The 19,939-nt window shown below is 52.0% G+C and carries 17 protein-coding genes; 11 read left to right on the top strand and 6 right to left on the bottom strand.

The annotated features are described in order from the left end of the window. Positions 1-127: 127 nt before the first annotated feature. The gene (locus tag G8768_RS00085; RefSeq protein ID WP_166853230.1) at positions 128-469 is read left to right on the top strand and encodes a YciI family protein; all 342 of its coding nucleotides are present in this window, start codon (positions 128-130) and stop codon (positions 467-469) included. Beyond that, on the top strand, positions 462-1,688 hold the full coding sequence (locus G8768_RS00080) for an RNA polymerase sigma factor (protein ID WP_166853232.1): 1,227 nt from the start codon (positions 462-464) through the stop codon (positions 1,686-1,688). Before G8768_RS00085 ends, G8768_RS00080 begins: the two co-directional genes overlap by 8 nt. Positions 1,689-1,701: 13 nt before the next feature. Here G8768_RS00080 and G8768_RS00075 read toward each other — a convergent pair whose 3' ends face one another. Continuing rightward, the gene (locus G8768_RS00075; protein ID WP_166853234.1) at positions 1,702-2,694 is read right to left on the bottom strand and encodes an adenosine kinase; all 993 of its coding nucleotides are present in this window, start codon (positions 2,692-2,694) and stop codon (positions 1,702-1,704) included. A 95-nt stretch (positions 2,695-2,789) separates the two neighbouring features. Here G8768_RS00075 and mrcB point away from each other — a divergent pair, with 95 nt between their 5' ends. The 4 genes from mrcB (at position 2,790) to G8768_RS00055 (ending at position 8,709) form a co-directional block, all read left to right on the top strand. Then, positions 2,790-5,093: a penicillin-binding protein 1B gene (mrcB, locus tag G8768_RS00070; RefSeq protein WP_166853235.1), complete on the top strand. Its 2,304-nt coding sequence runs from the start codon at positions 2,790-2,792 to the stop codon at positions 5,091-5,093. Between the two features lie 34 nt (positions 5,094-5,127). Further along, positions 5,128-5,637, top strand: a complete 510-nt coding sequence (locus G8768_RS00065; RefSeq protein ID WP_166853237.1) for a tetratricopeptide repeat protein — start codon at positions 5,128-5,130, stop codon at positions 5,635-5,637. A gap of 230 nt (positions 5,638-5,867) precedes the next feature. Further along, positions 5,868-8,378, top strand: coding sequence for a DUF1631 family protein (locus tag G8768_RS00060; RefSeq protein WP_243749335.1), 2,511 nt, complete (start codon positions 5,868-5,870; stop codon positions 8,376-8,378). 1 nt (position 8,379) lies between these two features. Next, entirely contained in the window at positions 8,380-8,709 is a 330-nt protein-coding gene (locus G8768_RS00055) for a PilZ domain-containing protein (protein ID WP_166853239.1), read from the top strand. Between the two features lie 89 nt (positions 8,710-8,798). Here the strand turns inward: G8768_RS00055 and hemL are convergent, their stop codons facing one another. From hemL to G8768_RS00040, 3 genes are read right to left on the bottom strand one after another with little or no spacing between them, the layout of a single operon-like run. Then, positions 8,799-10,079 (bottom strand): glutamate-1-semialdehyde 2,1-aminomutase, encoded by a 1,281-nt coding sequence (gene hemL, locus G8768_RS00050; RefSeq protein WP_166853241.1) that lies wholly within the window; start codon positions 10,077-10,079, stop codon positions 8,799-8,801. Positions 10,080-10,128: 49 nt separating this feature from the next. Then, positions 10,129-10,551 carry a protoporphyrinogen oxidase HemJ gene (hemJ, locus tag G8768_RS00045; RefSeq protein ID WP_166853243.1) on the bottom strand — a complete coding sequence of 141 codons (423 nt, stop codon included), beginning with the start codon at positions 10,549-10,551 and terminating at the stop codon, positions 10,129-10,131. 24 nt (positions 10,552-10,575) lie between these two features. Continuing rightward, a complete protein-coding gene (locus G8768_RS00040; RefSeq protein WP_166853245.1) occupies positions 10,576-12,327 on the bottom strand; it encodes a chloride channel protein in 1,752 nt (583 codons plus the stop codon). A gap of 287 nt (positions 12,328-12,614) precedes the next feature. Here G8768_RS00040 and argC point away from each other — a divergent pair, with 287 nt between their 5' ends. The 4 genes from argC to erpA all read left to right on the top strand — a co-directional run bounded on the left by argC (position 12,615) and on the right by erpA (position 15,450). Then, positions 12,615-13,658, top strand: a complete 1,044-nt coding sequence (gene argC, locus G8768_RS00035) for an N-acetyl-gamma-glutamyl-phosphate reductase (RefSeq protein ID WP_166853247.1) — start codon at positions 12,615-12,617, stop codon at positions 13,656-13,658. Positions 13,659-13,740: 82 nt separating this feature from the next. Continuing rightward, on the top strand, positions 13,741-14,484 hold the full coding sequence (locus G8768_RS00030) for a DUF6776 family protein (RefSeq protein WP_166853249.1): 744 nt from the start codon (positions 13,741-13,743) through the stop codon (positions 14,482-14,484). Between the two features lie 52 nt (positions 14,485-14,536). Then, positions 14,537-14,959: a bactofilin family protein gene (locus G8768_RS00025; RefSeq protein ID WP_166853251.1), complete on the top strand. Its 423-nt coding sequence runs from the start codon at positions 14,537-14,539 to the stop codon at positions 14,957-14,959. Positions 14,960-15,096: 137 nt separating this feature from the next. After that, positions 15,097-15,450, top strand: a complete 354-nt coding sequence (erpA, locus tag G8768_RS00020) for an iron-sulfur cluster insertion protein ErpA (RefSeq protein ID WP_166853254.1) — start codon at positions 15,097-15,099, stop codon at positions 15,448-15,450. Positions 15,451-15,491: 41 nt separating this feature from the next. Here erpA and G8768_RS00015 read toward each other — a convergent pair whose 3' ends face one another. Next, positions 15,492-16,634, bottom strand: a complete 1,143-nt coding sequence (locus G8768_RS00015) for an anhydro-N-acetylmuramic acid kinase (RefSeq protein ID WP_166853255.1) — start codon at positions 16,632-16,634, stop codon at positions 15,492-15,494. A 9-nt stretch (positions 16,635-16,643) separates the two neighbouring features. Beyond that, complete coding sequence (locus G8768_RS00010) at positions 16,644-18,053, bottom strand: OapA family protein (RefSeq protein ID WP_243749334.1); 1,410 nt, start codon at positions 18,051-18,053, stop codon at positions 16,644-16,646. A 244-nt stretch (positions 18,054-18,297) separates the two neighbouring features. Between G8768_RS00010 and tyrS the strand changes: the two genes are divergently transcribed. Further along, a complete protein-coding gene (tyrS, locus tag G8768_RS00005; RefSeq protein WP_166853257.1) occupies positions 18,298-19,602 on the top strand; it encodes a tyrosine--tRNA ligase in 1,305 nt (434 codons plus the stop codon). Positions 19,603-19,939 lie beyond the last annotated feature (337 nt).

The raw sequence follows: 19,939 nt of genomic DNA, 5'->3' as shown, positions 1-19,939 counted from the left end.
TCTTATCCTTTTTGTCCTTTCCCTGTATGGTAGATCGACGTGTATAGGAAAGCAGGCGCATTTTAATGTCCGCGCCCGCTGAAACCTGTGCCGGTCCAGCCGGTTTTCACGATACAAGGAGTAAGACATGCAATACCTCGCATTGATTTACAGCGATGAAACTTTTGATGATGTACCCATGGAGCAACTTTTCGGTGAGTACCGTGCCTTTACGGAGAAGGCTATGGCTGCTGGTGTCATGCTTGGGGGTAATCCTCTGGAGCCCACCAATACGGCAACCACTGTACGCATGCGTGAAGGTGAGCTGTTGCTGAGCGACGGGCCCTTTGCGGAAACCAAAGAGCAACTCGGGGGCTATTACCTGTTCGAGTGTGAAAATCTAGAGGAAGCCGTGTCCTGGGCGAAGCAAATTCCGACGGCTCGTTACGGCAGTATTGAAGTGCGCCCGATTATGGCTTTTGATGACTAATCTGGATTCAACGGCCGACATTCAATGGGTGACATTGTTAAAAAACGAGTCACCCAGAATTCTTGCGGCACTTGCACGACAATGTGGTGACATTGAATTGGCCGAGGATGCTTTGCAGGAAGCTCTGGGCCAAGCTTGGCAGCAATGGCCAGAGCAGGGTTTGCCTGACAAACCCGGAGCGTGGCTGTTACATGTTGCCCGTTGTCGTTTGCTGGATCACTGGCGCCAGCAGGGGCGTATCCAGGATGGCAATCAAAGCTTGCTGGAATCCAGTGAGAATGAATCCTCGCAAGCAGAGGAGGCTGAAAGTGATCAGCGCCTGGCATTGATTTTTTGTTGTTGTCATCCGGCGATTGATGAGACCAGTCAGCTGGCATTGCTCCTGCAATTGTTGGGTGGTTTGAACTATCGAGAAATTGCCAGCCAGTTGATGTTGTCCGATGCGGTTGTGCAACGTCGCCTGAGCCGAGCCAAACTGAAAATCAAGCAAGCCAAGATTCCCATGGAAGTGCCCGGGCGAGATTTGCTGTTCTCCCGTCAGGGACACATCCGTTCGATGATTTATTTAATGTTCAATCACGGCATTGAATTGCAGGCTTCCCAGCGTGAATCGCTTTTGCAGCAGGCGATTGAATTGTTGATGTTGTTGCGTAAGGAAGTGGATAGCCCTGAAGCGATGGGGTTGCAGGCATTGATCATGGCCGTGTTGGCGAGACGGATAGGTGAGGGTGATGATCAGGACATCAAGCGTTTGTCCGAGCAGAATCGACGGTTGTGGGATAAAAAAGCCATTCGGCAAGCGGATATTCTGTTGCAAAAAGCCTTGGCTCTGAAAGAGCTTGGTCCCATGCAAATCCAAGCAGCCATTCAAATGCTTCATTCGCAAGCTGAATCCTGGGAAGAAACCGATTGGCCGCAAATTATTTATCTCTATGAGTTGTTAATTCGCCAGCAGGCATCTCCTGTGCCGAAACTGAATCAGACCATGGCGCGTTTTTATTCCGGAGAGCCGGCGGAAAAAATATGGGAAGCTCTGTGCGACTTGGAGGTGGCTTTGGAACAACATTCCGGCTTCTATGCCGCGCGGATGCAGATACTGATTGCGCAAAATAAAATGGCTGATGCTGAGCAGGAATTTCAGCGAGCTTTGAGTTGTGAGTCTGCACCCCGCCAACGTCGTCTACTTGAACGGCAGTGGGCGAGGGCGCAAATCAAATAAGCGGGTGGGAAGTTTAAACCTGTGCCAATAGCTCAGCGTATTGTTCTTCACGCAGTTGTGGGCCGAACTGAGTAACCAGTGTGGAAGCTGCAAGGCTGGCCAGCTCGCCACAGCGTTGGTAGTCCCAGCCCTGGCTTAGTCCGTACAGGAAAGCACCGGCAAACAGATCGCCTGCACCGTTACTGTCGATCGCTTCCACCTTCGGGGCGGCAACGGTCATTTCTTTTTCACCATCCCAAATCAAGGCGCCTTTGGCGCCCAGAGTGATGACAAAGGTGTTGGCATACTGGCGCAAGGCCTGCGCAGCTTCGCTCACGTTTGAACTGCGAGTAAAGTGAATGGCTTCGGCTTCATTGCTGAACAGCAGATCCACTTTTTCACCAATCATTTCAACCAGGCCGTCGTGGAAGAATTCCACCATGGCAGGGTCGGACAAACTCAAAGAGGTTTTTACGCCAGCGGCAGTGGCGACATCGCGCAGTTCAATAGCGGCGGCTTTACCGCTCGGTGAGCTGACTTGATAGCCTTCGATGTAAACCCACTGAGATTGCTTGATTGCATCGTGGTCCAGTTGTTGATCGCAAACTGTTGCACTGACGCCCAAAAAGGTATTCATGGATCGTTCAGCGTCTGGGGTGATCATAACCAGACACTTACCGCTGATGCCTTCTTCCGAGCAGGTGTTGCTGGAAAAATCGACGCCAGCTTGTTGGAGGCTCTGGGTGAAGAAGCGGCCGGTATCATCATCGGCTACGCGGCAGGAGTAAAAACTTTTTGCTCCGAAATAGTTGGCCGCAATGATAGTATTTGCACCAGATCCACCACAGGCCCGCTTCGAGGCCACCAAGTGGCCAGATAGCTGCTCCATCAGTTGATGTTGCCTATCTTCGTCGACCAGGGTCATAAGGCCTTTTTCGACACCGCATTGGGTAAGGTCCTGATCGCTTACTTCGATCTCAGTGTCGACCAGTGCGGCGCCCAGGCCATAGATGTGGTAATGACTCATTCAAATACCTTGCTAATCAGCTCGCAAAAGGGCGCTATTATGCGCATTTCGTGCCTGCTGTTAAAGCCTGCAAGGAATAAGATTTAAGGCAATTGATGGCACGCAAGGCAAAAAAAGCCCCAGCCAAGCCCTTTTACCGGCGCTGGTGGTTCAAACTCTTCTTTTTCATGGCTCTGGTGTTCGGGGTTTACCTGCTTTATCTGGACCATACCATCCGCAGTAAATTTGATGGCCGCAAATGGGCTTTGCCGGCCAAGGTGTATGCGCGCCCGCTGGAACTCTACCTCGGTCAGGAGCTCAAGCAGGGTGATTTGAAGTTCGAACTCAAGCAGCTGGGGTATCGTTCAGTCAAGCGTCTCGGGCAGCCAGGAGACGTGGTGCAGTGGGGCAATGACTGGCAGATTTACAGCCGGGGCTTCGTGTTCTGGGATGGCGACGAACCGGCTCGCAAGATCAAACTCAAATTGCAGGACGGCCGTATTAGCGAACTGCAAAGTATGAATGGCAAGGCTTTGGATCTGTTGCGTCTGGAGCCTTTGGAAATTGCGGGCATATACCCCAGCCATAATGAAGATAGGGAACTCCTGCGATTGATTGATGTGCCCCATTTGCTGGGTGAGGCCTTGATCGTGGTGGAAGATCGCAACTTCGCCCATCACTTCGGTATTTCACTGAAAGGTATTGCCCGTGCTGCGCTGGCCAACTACAAGGCCGGCAGCGCGGTACAGGGGGGCAGCACGCTGACCCAGCAGCTGGTGAAGAACTTCTATCTGAATCACGAGCGCAGTTTGCAGCGCAAAGCGCAGGAAGCCTTGATGTCGGTGCTGTTGGAGCTGCGTTACAGCAAGTCCGAGATCCTGGAAACCTACATTAACGAGGTTTATCTCGGTCAGAGTGGCAAGCGCGGTATCCACGGTTTCGCCCTCGCTTCCCGCCACTACTTTGGTCAGCCTCTGAAGGAATTAAAGCTTGAGCAATTGGCCCTTCTGGTCGGTATGGTGAAAGGGGCTTCTTACTATAACCCCTGGCGCAATCCCAAACGGGCGTTGAAGCGGAGGAATCTGGTGTTGAAGCTGATGTTGCAACAGCAACTGATCAGCGATAAGGAATACAGGCGCGCGAGCAAAGCAGGTCTGGGTGTGATCAAGGCAGGCTCACGTCCCTCTCAACGTTACCCGGCTTTCTTGCAGCTGGTGAAAGCGCAGTTAAAACGCGATTATCAGGAAGACGATTTGCGCAGTGAGGGTTTGCGAATTTTTACCAGTCTGTCGCCATCGATTCAGCGTCAGGCCGAGAGCAGTTTGAATAACAAGGCGGCATTCCTGGAACGCTATTACGGCATGAAAAAGAAAAGCCTTCAGGGCTCTGTGGTCGTAACGGCAGTGGGTTCCGCTGAAGTTCTGGCGTTGGTAGGTGGTCGTGACAGCAGTGCCGGGGGGTTCAATCGCGCCTTAAACGCGAAGCGCCCGGTGGGTTCTTTGCTGAAACCCGCGATTTACCTCACAGCGCTTAATCGCAGCGCCGAATACAGTCTGGCAACGCGTATCAGCGATGCCACTGTGAAAGTGAAAACCCCGGAAAACAGCATTTGGCAGCCGCGCAATTTTGATCGCAAGAGCCATGGCGAAGTCATGCTCTATGAGGCTCTGGCCAAATCCTATAATCAGGCCGCCGCCCGCTTGGGAATGCAGGTCGGGCTGGCCGATGTCTTTAACACCATTCACCGTCTGGGGATTGAAAAAGAACTGCCTCCGGTGCCTGCTGTGTTATTGGGCGCGGTGGAATTATCTCCCATGGACGTCTCAGCGTTCTATCACAGCTTGGCGAATGAGGGGATTCATTCTCCGATTCGCGCCATCCGAGAAGTGACCTCAAGTGGTGGCCAACCTCTGAAGCGCTATCCATTGCAGGTTGAGCAGCGCTTTTCGGCGGATTCGGTGTACCTGACCCAGTTTGCGTTACAGGCGGCGATGCGTATCGGCAGTGGCCGCACAGCTTATAAAGAGCTGCCTCAGCATCTTGAGGTGGCCGGGAAAACCGGGACCACCAACAATCAACGGGATAGTTGGTTCGCCGGTTTCAGTGGCTCTCACCTGGCGGTGGTATGGCTGGGCCGGGATGATAACGGCACCACACCATTGACCGGTTCCAGTGGCGCCCTGCGTGTATGGAGCGATATCTTCTCGAAGATACCGACTCAGTCGCTGGTGGCCCAGCCACCTCTGGGGGTGGAATACCACTGGATTGATGTTGCCACCGGCAAGCTCAGCCAGGCCGAGTGCCCGGGGGCGATTGAATTGCCCTTCATTGCCGGTCAACAGCCGGTAGAGCAACTATACTGCCAGCCGCGCCAACCCAAACGCCGCAGTTGGTGGGAGCGCTTATTTGGCCGGGATTAAGGTTCGGCCCGTTACAATGATAAGGAGAACATAAATGTCCAGGAGCCTGATCGCTCTGAGCATCTCATTAATTCTTAGTGCCTGCGCCAGTCAGCCGCCAGCCCCTCAGGAAGACGTAAGAGGGGGAAGGGTGTCTGTACCCGCGCCAAGCACTGCTCCGCAGGAGCCCCAAACATCGATGGGAAGCCGGCCGGCAGGGAGAGCAGACGAGGCCAATCAGCGCCCAGTTCAGCCGCCTCAACAGCCTGTCCCCATTCGCGAGCGTCAGCAGTCCGCAGCGTTACCCGCTGCCGCCCAAAGCCTGTTGAATTCGGCCCAAAAGGCGTTTTCGGCCGGGGATTACGATGCGGCCATTGCCAGTGCTGAGCGAGGCTTGCGTATCGCGCGTACCTCTTCCGAGCTGCTGATGGTTTTGGCTCGCAGCTATGCGGCTCAGAGCGATTATGCGCAGGCGCGGGTTTTCGCCCAGCGTGGATTGCGCTATTTGCCAGCTGGAGCCAAGAGGCGGGAATTTGAGGATTTGCTGAGACGCCTGCCCAATTAACCCCGTGCGCCCTGCGGTCAAGTTCGATATTCCTATTAATACTGCTAGAATGGGGCCTGCGAGCTAACTGGACAAGAACGAATAAAAAATATCGATATTGTTGCCATCGACATAGTAGTGATGGCTGCAATGGCGCTCAATTCGACTAAACTCAATAGGTAGGTCAGTCTGAACGGATACAGGCTGACAGCCTTGCTTGTTTGGCCAAGGACGTAGAAGAAGCAAATACTATGAGCAATTTGAGTAATGATAACCCTGCTGGGGCAGCCATCTCGCCTTTCACCAGTGGTCAAATCAAACAAATGCTGGAACGTTGCCGCGATATTGTGATCGCTCAGGCTGAGCCGCGCATGGAAGACTGCCTTAGCAGCCTGGATGAGCAACTGTTGGAATTCGCCACCGACGCCCCCACAGATGCTGAACAGATGCAGTACTTTGATGTTCAGCGCGATTTCCGCAAGCGCGGCGATTCCATCAAACAACTGTTCGGCGAATGCCTGGCTGGTTGTTTTATCAAATTCGCCAATGGCCAACTGGATACCCAAACCGGTGAGGAGAAATACTCCCGGGACATGCTCTCTCTTGTCGACAATGAAGACTTGGAAGAGACTATCGCCATTTCTTCAATCAATCATGCTGCTACCGACAGTTATGGCGAGAGTCTGTGGCTGGTGGCGATGCGATTGGGTCAGTTCAGAGGCGGCAGTGAGCTGCCACCGGAAAAAAATCCGGTCAGTCCCGTACAGTTTTGTGAGTCGCTGCGCCAGACACTACAGGTTATTAAGTGCGATACAAAAATTAAAATTCTGTGTTATCGCACCTTCAGCAAAATTTTTATTCCGGTCCTCGACGACATTTATCAGGAACTGAATGAATACTTGAGTGCAGAAGGCGTATTGAGTGAACTCAGTTACTCTTCAGCGATGGCTGCTGGCGCTGGTGTTTCTGGTGGCGCCGCGGGTGAGGTTGTTGAAGAGCCGGAAGAATTCTTCGAAGAAGCGCTATCGGAAGGCGCGCCAGAGGCGATGGCGTCGGGTCCGGCAGGCGTTGCAGATCCGGGTGGTGTACGACTGCCACGAGCAGGTGCAGGTCATGTGCCTCAGGGCGGTGCGCCGGCGCCTGATCCGAATATGCCATCACCCCAGTATCAGCAGAGTCTGGTCAATGCGATTCGAGTTTTGCAAAACCATCTGGCAACCGATTCCTATCGCAACAGCACGACACCGGTTTCTTCGTCAATGGGAATGGGGGCAAACCCTGCGCCGAGCACCAATACACTGGTCGTCGACGAAGGCTATAGCGCGAGTTGGAAAACGCCCGCTGCACCATCCTCCCAGGGTTTTGCACCAGCAAAAGCCGGTGCTGCCGTGTTCAGCGGGCCGCAGTTGTTGCAGGCCTTGCAGAATTTGCAGGTGGGTATTAATGCGGGCGAAGGTGAACTGATTCGCAGTGAAACCTTGCAAGCCGACTCCGGTCAGTTACAAATTCAAAGTGTTGCGGAAGTTTCCCAGCAATTGAGCAGTCAGCTGCTGGATGCCTCCGAGGAAGATGGCCAGGCAGTTGATGTCGATGATATGCAGATCATTGATCTGGTCGGCATGCTGTTTGACTATATGTTGTCAGACGATAACTTGCCAAATGCCATTAAGGCGTTGCTAAGTTATTTGCATACTCCGTTCTTGAAGATTGCTTTTATTGATCCGGATTTTTTTGAGCAAACCGATCACCCGGCTCGTTTATTGTTAAACAGCCTGGCTGAAGCCGGCACTCGCTGGGTAAGTAACGATGGTACCGCCCAATACGATATTTATCCTCGTATTAAAGCGGTGGTCTCTCGGGTTCTGGAAGAATTTCAGAACGATGTACGTCTGTTTGCTGAGTTGCTGTTGGAGTTCAGCAGTTACACCAAAAAGATCGCCCGTCGTCAGGATTTGATCGAACGCCGTGCCATGGAGAAAGTCCAGGGTGAGGAAAAACTGCGTGAAGTAAAATTGCAGGTGAATGATCAGATCAGCAAGCGCATCCAAAATACCGAGTTGCCGTCCGCGGTTCTGCTGCTGTTGTTGCAGCCCTGGTCGGATTATCTGGTGTTTGTTCTCTTGCGTTTTGGTAAGGATTCCGATCAGTGGAAGTCGGCGTTGGACGTTGTTGATGATGTGATCTGGAGTGTTCAGCCAAAGGAGAAAGACAAAGACAAGGCTCGCCAGATGGAGATGCACGAATCTTTGTATGAAACCCTGTCCAAGGGCTTTGACACCATTGCCTATGATCAGGGTAAGGCGACCAAACTTCTGGATGCACTGTACACTTTGCAGAAAATGGCATTGCAAAGTCAGCCTCTGCAATTTGCACCTGAGCCAATGCGTTCTAAACTGGAAACCATGGCTGCTGAAAAAGCCGGTGCCCAGCCTAGCGACGAAAATGTCAGTGAAGAAGAGCTGCGCATGGTCGATAGCTTGAAGATGATCGAGTTTGGTACCTGGTTTGAATTCAGCGATGGCAAGCGCTTAAAAGTTGCCTGGTATAACTCAACCACCTTGCACTACATGCTGGTTGATCAGCTAGGCAAAAAGGTCGATTTGAAAACCGGTTTGGAGCTTGCCCGGGCAATGTTGTCGGGTGAGGCAAAAGTGATTTCCGGAGCAACCAAACCATTCTTTGAGCGTGCACTGGAAAACATTTTCCAGAGTCTCAATGCCAAGGCCGAAAAAAACGAAGCTGAGGAAACGACGGAGAGTTGAAGTGAGTGAGAATCGCCGTAGGCTGGAGCGTCGCCGCGTAGAAATTGCGGTCATCGCCCAAAATGGTGTTGACGATGAGCCCCTGGGTAAATTGGTCAATATCCATGAAGAGGGTTTGATGATTATGAGCGAAGGACCGCTGCAAACGGAAAGTATTTACCAATTGGAATTGGTTCTCGCGACGCCCATCGATAATGAAGACAGCATCCCATTGGTGGCGGATTGCTTGTGGCAAAGCCCGGCTAATACCGAAGGTAGTTACTGGGTGGGTTTTAAAATTGTTGAAGTCTCCAATAAGTCCATCGATTTGATTGGAAGGCTGTCGCAATAAACTGTTCTAAAGAACAAAAATAAAAAAGCGAGCCTTGTGCTCGCTTTTTTATTTTTAAAGTTCCGTTTTTATGGGATCAATCTTGCTGCTTACAGTTTGGCAAACACCCGTTCAGCGGCATTCAGGGTTTCCTGAATGTCTTCATCCGTGTGCGCGGCGGACATAAAGCCTGCCTCGTAGGAGGCAGGTGCCAGATAAACACCTTCTGACAGCATGCCGTGGAAGAACTGGTTAAAACGTTCGCCGTCACAGTCCATAACCTGTTGGAAGTTGGTAATCTGCTCTGCTTCCGTGAAAAAGCCACCCCACATGCTGCCAACGTGGTTGGTGGTGAACGGGATGCCAGCGGCGGCGGCGCGCTCTTTCAGTCCGTTTACCAGCGCTTCGGTGCGTTTGAAAATCGGCTCGTAAAACCCGTCGACTGAAATCAGCTCCAAAGTTTTTAAGCCTGCTGCCATCGCGACTGGATTCCCGGACAAAGTGCCGGCCTGATAGACCGGGCCCAAAGGTGCGATGTATTCCATGATTTCGCGTTTGCCTCCGAAGGCGCCCACTGGCATACCGCCGCCCATAACCTTGCCCAGGGTGGTTAGATCGGCTTGTACGCCATAGTGACCTTGTGCACCGGTATGGCTGACTCGGAACCCGGTCATCACCTCGTCGATGATTAATACGCTGCCAAACTTATCGCATTGCTCGCGCAGGCATTCGAGAAAACCGGGAATCGGCGGTACACAGTTCATGTTACCTGCGACCGGCTCGACAATAACGCCGGCAACTTGCTCGCCGATTTCGGAGAAGGCTTGTTCAACGCCTGCAATGTCGTTGTAGTTTAAGGTGATTGTATGTTCCGCCAGTGCCTCTGGTACGCCAGGAGAGCTGGGTACGCCCATGGTCAGTGCACCGGAGCCGGCTTTGATTAACAGTGAGTCGGAATGGCCGTGGTAACAGCCCTCAAACTTGATGATTTTATCGCGGCCGGTAAAACCTCGGGCAAGACGGATGGCGCTCATGGTGGCTTCGGTGCCGGAGTTCACAAAGCGCACCATGTCCATGCCTGGCAACAAATTACAGAGTTTCCCGGCCAGCTGGGTTTCAATTTCGGTGGGTGCACCAAAGCTCAGCCCGAGTTGCAGTTTTTCAATAACCGCAGCGATCACTTCAGGATGACTGTGCCCAACAATCATTGGGCCCCAGGACTGAACATAATCGATATAGCGTTTGCCATCGGCGTCAAAAGTATAGGCGCCTTGGGCTTTTTCAAAAAATACTGGCGTGCCGCCCACGGCACGGAAAGCTCGCACCGGAGAGTTTACTCCGCCGGGAATGCATTGCTGGGCTTCTTGAAACAATTGTTCTGAACGATTCATAGGATTCCTGAATTCTCGAAAGAAAAGTGATTCGTTAAATGTAAGAGGGTTAATGAGGTTTCAATACCACCAACAGTACGATGGGGATCAAGAGCAGTACCGGCGCTTCATTGAACCAGCGAAAGAATATATGGTTGCGTTCTTCGCGGTCCTCGGCAAGTCGTCGCATAAAACGGCGGCAGGTAAAATGGTAAATCACCAGACAGGCAACCAGGGCGAGCTTACCCCAAAACCAATGGCTGGATTGATAATAGGCCCAGTTATAACTGGCGGTCCAAAAACCGAGGATAATCGTGGCAATCATGGATGGCGTAGCAATGCCGCGATACAGTTTGCGTTCCATAATGACGAAACGCTCGCGGCTGATTTTGTCCTGGCTCATGGCGTGGTAGACAAACAGTCGCGGCAAATAAAACAACGCTGCCATCCAGCAGATAACAGCAATAATATGAAAGGCTTTCAGCCAAAGCATAAGCTCTCCCTCGGCGGCAATCACTTAACCGTAGAAGTTATTAATGTCTTCTTGGGTGATGACCCCTATTGTAACGGTTTGCCAACGGCTTTGCTTGGTTACGATCAAGGCTTCGGCTTCGCCTTCAATCATGCTAGTTTTTGCCTCAAATAAATTAGACCTTTGATCGATAGGGCAAGCTTGCAGGCGGCTGCCGGGGATGGCGAGTAAATCGATTTCGCTGATTTCCTCTTCGGCTTCTTCCAGATAGCGCGACAGGTCTGCCGCCTTCATCACCAGCGGACGCTTGCTGTCCAAAACGAGCCAGTTGGGCTTGGGTTTTAGTAGTAAGCGAGCTTCTTCGATATCAATTTTGGTACTGCAGCTCTGGCAGCGTCCGCTCATAACGCTGCGTACGCCGGCTCGGCTCAAGACTTGCTGACTGGGCGAGGTTTCGATGGGTAAGCCTTGGGTGCGAAGCTGAGCGAGGAAAATACCGTCGTGGCAGAACCATTGTCGCGTCGCCAGGCAAGCTACCACAATCATCAGCATGGCCGGGAAAATAATGTCCGGCGACTGGGAAAGTTCGAGTACCGCCAATAGAGCGGCCAATGGCGCATTCAGGACGGCAGCCATCATTGCGGTTGCGCCCATCAGTACGTACAGCTCGGTACTGGTGGAGCCCACGGGTGAAAAAGTTGCACCGAGTTGGCCAAGTACCGCTCCGAGACAGGCGCCAATAACCATAACCGGGCCGATGACACCGCCGCTGATGCCGGCGCCTGCCGAGACTGCACTGGCGATGATTTTTGCGAACACCAGAGCGATCAGTAATTGCAAGCCAAGCTCGCCATTGGCAGAACTCAAAATAGTGTCGTAGCCATTGCCCATAATCTGTGGCCAGAAGATGGCGAGTGCGCCGGTAATCAATCCGGCCGCGCTGGTTTTTAGAACAATGGGCAGAGACTTCATTTGCAGAGTGAGCAGCTGCAGTTTGATAAACAACCCTGCTGCCAGCGCGATGGCAATGCCGCCCAGTGCGATATAGGGCAATTCCCAAAGACTCACCAATTGCCCTTCCAGTCCTGCGAAGCTCAGGGTTTGCGCAAACACCGCTTTGGAAATTGCCGCGCCAGCTACCGAGGCAAGGATCACGGGAATAAATCCGCTGATGGTGTATTCCATCAGCACGACTTCCATCGCAAAGATTACACCAGCAATGGGGGTATCAAACGAGGCAGCAATGGCGGATGCGACCCCGCAGCCCACCAGAATGCGCAGGCTGTTGTTGGGAAGTTTTAAAAACTGGCCGAGTTGGCTGGCCATGCCTGCGCCGAGGTGAACGGCCGGGCCCTCGCGTCCAAGACTCTGCCCGGTAATCTGAGCGAGGCAGCCTCCAATAAATTGCACAATGATATTGGCGCCAGGCATGCGCCCCTGAAAATGGTGCAAGCGTGACAGAACGTGCGCGACTGAGAGTTGTCTATGGCTCGGCGTCAGCGCCTGCAAAAACAATCCGATAATCACCGCGCCAATCAATGGCAGGGCAAAGCGAGCACTGGCGGGCAGGTCCTCAAACTGTTTACCAGAGAAAAAACTCTCACTGGGTAAGTCGATCGCCAGGCGAAACAAAACAATCACAGCAGCGGCCAATAAGCCACTCAATAAGCCCAAAAGGGTCATTAAGGGCAGAGCATCAATATGGGCAAGTCGATGGCGAGTGCTGTCCGCGAAGCGGCTAAGTCGTCTTCTAAACACGGCAGAAAGCTTGTTTTTGAGTACTTTTCGCTGGCTCATCTTGATTTGCTAAGCCCTTATTTCATGCGGCCTGGAGGGAAAAATTGTCGCCCCGGTTCTTTAGCTTTGAGGCGTCGCGTTTTATTATAAGCGATTAATTGGAAGTTGGCTGTGTTTAGTCCAGGCTCTTATAACATTGCACTTTGCCAGGTTTGGACTAAATTTGTGGTTAGGCAGACGATTTTTGCCTGTTCACCGCAACGCAGCAAACGATAAAAATAGGTGACGCTGGCGGCCAATGCTGTCCCAACAAGCTCACCACAGCAATAGCGGTAGAAGAGGTAGTCGTGATCAAAGCAGGCATAGTTGGAGCAACAGGGTACACCGGCGCAGAGTTGTTGCGTTTGTTGGTTAACCACCCTCAGGTTGAGGTGAGCATGATCACCTCCCGTGCAGAAAAAGGTGTGGCGGTTTCAAATTTATACCCCAGTTTGCGAGGACGCTGCGATATTGAGTTTTGTGAGCCCGATGTGGCTCAGTTGGCAAGCTGTGATGTTGTATTTTTTGCGACACCACACGGTGTTGCACAGAGCATGATGGCACCATTGATTGCTAAAGGCACTCGGGTTGTCGACCTATCGGCCGATTTTCGAATCAAGGATATTGCGACCTGGGAGCTGTGGTACCAGCAAGCACATGCCTGCCCGGAACTGGTTGAACAAGCGGTTTACGGATTACCCGAGGTAAATCGTGAGCAGATCGTAAATGCTCAGTTGGTTGCTTGTCCTGGATGTTATCCAACTGCGACCCAATTAGCGCTGATTCCGCTGTTGGAAAAAGGTCTGGTTGACCCGACGCGTTTGATTGCCAATGCCGCCTCCGGCGTGAGTGGTGCAGGGCGTCAGGCTAAAGTCGATAATTTAATGGCCGAAGTAACAGATAGTTACAAAGCTTATGGTGTTGCCGGTCATCGGCATCTGCCAGAGATTGAACAAGGGTTGCGTGAAGTACAGGCTGCCGGAGCGGTGCCTGCTGAAATGACCTTTGTTCCGCACCTGCTGCCCATGATTCGTGGTATTCAGGTGACCGCATACGCCGAGTTAACGTCGTCGGATGCGATTGATCTGCAAGCTTTGTTTGCAGAACGTTATGAGCAAGAGAGTTTTGTTGATGTGATGCCCGCAGGAAGCTGCCCACAAACTCGCTGGGTGAAGGGCTCTAATCAGTGCAAGATCGCCGTGCATCAGCCCCAGGGGCGAAACACCGTGGTCGTGCTATCGGTGATCGACAATCTCTGTAAAGGCGCATCTGGTCAGGCCGTTCAGAATATGAACCTGATGATGGGCTTTGAAGAAACGATGGGGCTGGAACAGGTGGCCCTACTGCCTTAGGGCAGGGGATACGCCGAATGGCAAGGATGATGCCAGGCGTCTAATCTTACTTTAGTCAGGTGTAGTACTACTGGAGGTGAATATGGCAGTGGTAAAAGGAAGTTATCAATATCGACTTCGCGTTGTTCAGGACGAGCCGGGTAAACGGTTCGCTGGGCAGTTGGTCACCGCTGTACTGGTGATATGCGTCGGTTTGGCAGCTTACATCTATGGTCGTTATCAGATGCAGTCCACCCAGGCGAGCGCCATGGCCGAGCTGGATGAATTGCGTTCTGAACTGCGAAACAAGAATTCCGAGGCCGAAGGCCTGCGTCAGGAAGTGGCCAATCTCTCTCTTGGTTCCGAGGTGGATCGCAAGGCTGCTGAAGATGTGCGCGGTGAAGTCATCGAGCTGAAAGCGAAAATTGCCGAGCTGGAAGAGAATGTCAGCTTTTATCGCGGCTTGATGTCCCCATCGGCCAACAAACGAGGCCTCACTATTGGTTCTCTGGATGTGATTGCCACTGGCACCCCAAGGCATTATCAGTATAAACTCGTTGTCCAGCAGCTGGCCTCCAACCACAGTCATTTACGTGGCCACCTCAGTTTTAATGTGGTGGGTCGCGAGCCGGATGGAGTAGTTCGCAGTTTTGCGCTGAAAGATTTGTCCAACGAGGTAAGTGGTGACAGAATTCGTCTGGGGTTCCGCTACTTCCAGAACGTGACGGGTGAAATGGTATTGCCGGAAGGCTTCACTCCAGAGCGCATTGAGTTGGTGGCTAAATCCACCGGTAGGGATGCTGTTGAAGTCGAGAAGAAGTTTGGTTGGCTAGTGCAGCAAACCTGAAGCCAGCGCCTGCCGCTTCTTACTCCACATAACTAAGAGTAAGAGTCTAATCATGTTTCCAAAAAAGGAAAAACCAATGGCGTTTGCGGCAGGTTCAACCACACTAATATCCAAAGCAACCGAGATCGTAGGCGATTTACATTTCAAAGGTAATCTGGAAATTGAGGGTCGCGTAAAAGGCAACATTATTGCTGAAGATGGTAGCGATGCTCGGGTTCGAGTAATGGATGGCGGCGAGGTTGAAGGCGAAATTCGTGCCCCTTCTATTGTGGTCAACGGTAAAGTTTCCGGTAATGTCCACTCCAGTAAACACATCGAACTGGCCGAAAAGGCCATCGTACAAGGTAATGTGAGCTATCACCTGATTGAGATGGTGAAAGGTGCCCAGGTAAATGGCAGCCTGCTCTACAGTGATGGTAAACAAGCCGTCCTGACGGCCGTTGAAAGCAGCAAAGATCACGCAGTAGAAGCTTGATCGCTGCTGGCAGCATCGTAAGGGTGCTGCCAAATCCTCCCAATATCTCTCCCCTTGTTGTCCTTTCAGCGGCTTAATAGTTGACTGTTTTTCTAGGTTAAGTGGATAATAGTCGCCGAAGTATAAAGGTTAGTGATATGTCTGAAGCTCAAATGTTCACCCCACAAGCACTGCTGGTAACGCCCAGCGCTGTTAACAAGGTACGCACTCTCGTCGAAGAAGAGGCAAATCCGGATCTGAAACTGCGGGTCTTTGTCACGGGTGGTGGCTGCTCGGGCTTTCAGTACGGCTTCACCTTTGATGAGCTGGCCGCAGAGGATGATTCTGTAGTATCAGTAGACGGTGTTGATGTGATTGTTGATGCTATGAGCTACCCTTTCTTAATGGGCGCCACTGTGGACTACGAAGAGGGCCTGGCCGGTTCCAAATTTGTGATTACCAATCCTAATGCCGCAGCGACTTGCGGTTGCGGTTCTTCCTTCTCAATCTAACAAGACCTCAAAAGCGCCCTGTTCTGTTGCCCGGCAGCCTCTCAGGCCGGGTAAATTGCGCCCAGAATTCGTCCACCTCTGGCCCCTGTGACACTGGGAAGGTTTCCGGGTAGCTGATGTACGCACTGGCGGGCCAGCCAGGCAAAGGTGATTGCTTCAACCCAGTCCGGGTGCACACCCAATTCGGCGGTACTACTAATATGGAAGTTCGGCAGCTTGGACTCCAGGCATTTCATGAGCGCTTGGTTGTGAGCGCCTCCGCCACATATATACAGCTCTCCGCGCGGCTGTGCTGAAGTCTTGTGCAGAGCGATAAGCTGATCAGCAATAGTTTGAGCGGTAAACGCCAGCAAGCTGGCCTGAACATCCTGAGGGCTGACCTCAATCCCGCTCAGTTGTTGCTTTAGCCAGGGCAGATTAAAGGCCTCCCGGCCAGTGCTTTTGGGTGCGGTCAGTGCCAGAAAAGGATGCGCCAGGAGATTGGTGAGTAAGTCTTCATTAACCTTTCCGCCTTCTGCCCACAGGCCGCTCTTATCGTAGGCTTCCTGTTTGTGCGTCTGTATCCAGCCATCCATTAAGGCATTTCCCGGGCCGGTATCGAAACCGATGACTTCACCGCAGCCTTTGGCGGGAATGTGCGTCACATTGGCCATGCCGCCAATGTTCACAATAAAGCGCGCCTGATGGTCGTCTTGAAAAGCGGCGTGATGGAAGGCGGGTGCCAGGGGGGCTCCGTGTCCGCCGGCAGCAATGTCCCGGCGCCGAAAGTCCGCAACCGTCGTGATGCCGGTCATTTCAGCAATACGGCTGGGGTCTCCAATTTGCAGGGTATAGCCGCCTTGCTCTTTGCTTTGGGGAATGTGTCGGATGGTCTGCCCATGGCTGCCGATGGCACGGATGTCTTCAGGCTTGAGTTGCTGGCGTTCCAATAATTCCAGGCAGGCGCCAGCAAAGCTTTCGGCGAGGCTGATGTCCAGTTCCGCCATTTTATGGATTTCATCGGGGCCGCTCAGGGCTAGCTCGGTTACTTGTTGCTTGGTGTTTGCTGGAAGAGGGCACTCGATGCTATCGATCAGTTCGAAACGTAGTGCTTGTGTGTCAGGTGAGTCGAAGGCAATCAGAGCCGCGTCCAGCCCGTCGGCGCTGGTGCCGGACATCAGGCCGATATACAGTTCGCGGCTCATATTATCCTCTTATAATGTGTTAGGCGTTTTTTCCAGGCTGGCAATCTGGCGGGCAGCTTGCAGGTCGCCCATTTGGGCAAGCATGGGCTGAGTTAACTTTTTAAAGCGCTCGGCTTCCGCTTTGGGAATGGAGCGGGCTTTTGGAAGCTTAACCGTTACCGGGTTGCGAACTCGGCCATTAACGTGGAATTCGTAGTGCAGGTGAGGGCCGGTAGCTAAACCGGTTGAGCCAACATAGCCAATGATTTGACCCTGCTTTACGCGCTTACCATTCTTAATGCCTTTTCCGTAGCGGCTCATGTGTGCATACAGAGTTTTGTATGCGCCACCGTGTTTCAGAATCACGGCCTTGCCGTATCCACCCTTGCGGCCGGCGTGAACGACCTTGCCGTCACCCGCTGCTCGAATGGGGGTGCCGCGAGGTGCTGCGTAATCGGTGCCTTTGTGTGCGCGAATTCGGTTCAGTACAGGATGCTTGCGGCGCAGATTGAAGTGCGAACTGATGCGGGCGAAATCAACCGGTGTGCGCAAAAATTCTTTACGCATGCTGTCGCCGTCCGGGGTGTAGTAATGGCTGCTGCCATTCTCATGAGTGTAGCGCACGGCCTTAAAGGTTTTATCTTTATTGGTAAATTCAGCGGCCAGAATCGGGCCGTTACCAATATGTTTGCCGTCCAGATACTTCTCGTCGTACATCACCCGGAAGCTGTCTCCCTGACGAATATCCAAAACGAAATCGACATCCCATCCGAAGATGTTCGCCATTTCCATAATCAGGGCATCGCTCAAGCCGGCGTTCTGGCCTGCCAGGAACAGTGAGCTGTTGATGGTGCCTTCGTGATAGCTGGGTTTTAGGTCGGGCTCTCTAGTGAGAGTTTCTGCAATAAAGCTGGCGTCGTCGCGGCGGAAATTGGCACTGCTCAATTGATCGGTTTGATAGCGCAGTTCCTGCAGTTGACCTTCGGCGATGTGGAAGTCAATGGCTTGACCTGGGTGAAGGCGTTTAAGCTGCTTGGCTTCTTTACAGCTGCTGATAAGTTCATGCAGATCGCTGTCGTTCAGTCCGGCGCGCTTAAAAATCAGCGACAAATTGTCTCCGCGCTTGACGGTTTCTCGATGCCATTCAATTTCTGCTTCAGCATCGGCTACGGCAATTGGTTCTGGTTCCACAGCTTCTGGAGTTGTTTGTTCAGCGTCAATGAGTTGGCTGACTTGCGCAACAACTTCTGGAGATGCATCGACATTGATCATCGGGGCAGCGTGTTGCTCCGCAGCTTCCTGGATGATTTCAGTTGGCGCTTCCGTGACGGCTTTGTCATCCCCCATAAAGCTGACGGCGCCCAGGGCGAAACCCAGTCCAGCAGCGATGGCGAGGTTCAGCAGTGGAAACCCGCGTAAAGTTTTTGAAAAATCTTTCATATTTTCAGCGACTTATAGTGTTTTCTTATGTTCGCACAGTAAAACTTGGTCTTAAGCTGTGTGTTTATATCAAAAATAGCCCTACTAAGCACCCGAAAACCGTCATTCGGTGGGCATTTGAGGTAAGGCTCTTGTTTTTCGAAAAGGATAGGGTAAGGTTGCGCCTCCCTTAATAAGGCCATAAGACAAATGCGGGCCTTGGATGTTCAATTGAAGTTGCTGTTAAATGCAAAAAGGTAGAGATATGTCTCAAGTGGATGCGGGTTTGCTCGAAGACTTAAAGGCGCGCGGCTTGTTAGCGCAAATGACAGGTGAGGAAACCTTGCCGGAATATCTGTCCGCTGAGTCTCGTACCTTGTATTGTGGTTTCGATCCCACCGCCGACAGCTTGCATATTGGCAGTCTCGTTCCTTTGTTAACCTTGCGTCGTTTTCAGCAGGCGGGCCACAAACCTATTGCTTTGGTGGGTGGTGCAACCGGTTTGATCGGTGATCCGAGTTTTAAGGCTCAAGAGCGCAAGCTCAATACTGCCGAGACGGTATCCGGTTGGGTGGAGAAGTTGCGCAGGCAGGTATCGGCTTTTATTGAATTTAATGATGAGCCCAATTCCGCTGTGGTTGTTAACAACCTGGATTGGACTCAAGGCATGGATGTGCTGAGCTTCCTTCGAGATGTTGGTAAGCATTTCTCTGTTAACAATATGATCAACAAGGAATCCGTAAAACAGCGTATCGATCGTGAGGGTGAGGGTATTTCTTTTACCGAATTTACCTATTCGCTGTTGCAATCCTTCGACTTCGCGGAGCTGTATAAACACCATAACTGTAGCTTGCAGATCGGTGGCTCTGACCAGTTTGGCAATATCATAGGCGGTGTTGAATTAACTCGCCGCCGCTATGGCGGTAAAGCTTATGGTTTGACGCTGCCTTTGGTCACAAAGGCGGATGGCACCAAATTTGGTAAGACTGAGTCCGGTACGATTTGGTTGGATGCCGGTAAGACATCGCCTTATGCCTTTTACCAGTTTTGGTTGAATACGGCCGATGCTGATGTGTACAAGTTCCTCAAGTACTTTACCTTTCTGCCTGTTGGCGATATTGATGCGCTGGAAGAAAAAGATAAGGCGGCAGCTGGTCGCCCTGAGGCTCAAGGTGTTCTGGCGACAGAAGTTACTCGACTGGTTCATGGCGAGGAAGGGCTGGCTGCCGCGGAGAGGATTACCAAGGCTTTATTCTCTGGTGATGCTGGAGAGTTGTCTGCAGAAGATTATCAGCAACTGGCTCAGGATGGCTTGCCAAGCTATGCGATCGAATCTGCTGACTTGGAGGAGCCTCTGACCAGCTTGTTGGTTAAGGCAGGGTTGGCTGGTTCCGGCAAGCAAGTGAAAGATGCCTTGCAGCGCCGAGCGCTGTTGGTTAACGGTAAGGATTACGGCGCTGAAGATAACATGAGTGGGGCTGAGATCTTTTCTTCTGCCAATGCGCGTTTTGAAAACTATTTTCTGGTGCGTTTGGGTAAGAAAAAATATGCCTTGCTCACCTTGGCTTAAGGTCGAAAATGTTTACAAAAAACAGCCCTGAAATGTTTTTGTAAAAAAAACTCCCAAAAGGGCTTGCCAAGGTTTTTGGTCTGCGTATAATGCGCGCCTCTCCTGACGGGGAAGAGCAGAAAAGCACAGCTTTTCAGGCAAGTGATTCAAGGTTTGATGATTGTTTAAAACAACGCTAAACACTTGAAAAGATGTAAAAAAACACTTGCAAAGCTCAACGGGATGTGTAGAATACGCCTCCCTGATCGAGACGAGGTTTCGATCGCAACGACAAGCTCTGGCAGCTGTCGGTACTTTAAAAAGTTAATCAAGCAATGCGTGTGGGTACTTGCGGAGT

The organism is Pseudoteredinibacter isoporae, from assembly GCF_011602085.1.
In the GTDB taxonomy this organism is placed as follows: Bacteria; Pseudomonadota; Gammaproteobacteria; order Pseudomonadales; family Cellvibrionaceae; genus Pseudoteredinibacter; species Pseudoteredinibacter isoporae.
This window is presented reverse-complemented; position numbering and strand designations above follow the sequence as displayed.